This window comes from Streptococcus danieliae (assembly GCF_013415245.1).
Lineage (GTDB): Bacteria > Bacillota > Bacilli > Lactobacillales > Streptococcaceae > Streptococcus > Streptococcus danieliae_A.
In genome coordinates this window covers 1-1,081 of the sequence record NZ_JACBXX010000221.1, presented here as the reverse complement: position 1 = coordinate 1,081, position 1,081 = coordinate 1, and the positions used below count along the sequence as shown (strand labels likewise).

At 43.1% G+C, this 1,081-nt stretch carries 1 protein-coding gene; it reads right to left on the bottom strand.

The window, feature by feature from the left end:
* Nucleotides 1-289 precede the first annotated feature (289 nt).
* Nucleotides 290-1,081 (bottom strand): Rib/alpha-like domain-containing protein (locus HZY94_RS09525; protein ID WP_179925936.1); only part of this gene is annotated, 792 nt, incomplete at its 5' end.

The following is a 1,081-nucleotide window of genomic DNA, read 5'->3' as shown; positions in this document are numbered from 1 at the left end:
CCAAACCTTAAAATCCATTGTGAATAGAGAATGGACAAGGTCCTTTCTAGATACGTAGTGGTTTTATATTGTTGTATTTCAAAACTAAGCATCCATTATTTTTCAACTTTTGATTTTAAATGAGTATTAGCAATCACACATGTTCCCAGCGTTGCCCAATTCAAATTTTGTTTTGACATTCCGTATCCTCCTCGTTTGTCCCGATTCTAGCAAATCCCACCAGCACTATCAAAAAAGGCTCCCCGAAGGGAGCCTTAGTGCTTCTAACTAGAAACAATCACACATGTGATTAATCTTCTTCACGACGACGTCTTGCTTTCAAACCAATCGCAGATAGAAGCAGTCCGACACCAAGAGCCATTGCACCGTCAGTTGATTGCTCACCTGTATTTGGCAAGCTTTCCTGACCAGTTGCAGCTACAGCTGCAGACACTTGTGTCTTAGATTCTGATGAAACTGATTTCTGACCAACAATCATGGATTGAGTCACATTATCATTGTTGTCCTTAGCAGCCTCATCTTGACCAGAAGCCTCTATCTCAGGAAGAACAACTTTAATAGTTACAGAAACCTTGTCTTGAGAACCATCTGGGTAAGTTACCACAACAGTTACTTGTTGCTCACCTGACTTGCTGGTATCTACTGGTGTTTCGAATGCTACCTTAGTACCTGCTGGAAGCTCAGTCATGTTACCGATTGATTTCTCGGCTGATGGTGTTTCGCCAACTTTAACAGTCTGATCCATTGGAGCTGGTGTGTTACTGTCCGCTTGACTTGGATTTTCTGCAACCTTAACTGTCACAGGAACCTTGTCTTGAGAACCATCTGGGTAAGTCACCACTACCGTAGCTGGTTGCTCACCTGACTTGCTGGTATCTACTGGTGTTTCGAATGCTACCTTAGTACCTACTGGAAGCTCAGTCATGTTACCGATTGACTTCTCAGCTGATGGTGTTTCGCCAACTTTAACAGTCTGATCCATTGGAGCTGGTGTGTTACTGTCCGCTTGACTTGGATTTTCTGCAACCTTAACTGTCACAGGAACCTTGTCTTGAGAACCATCTGGGTAAGTCACTACTAC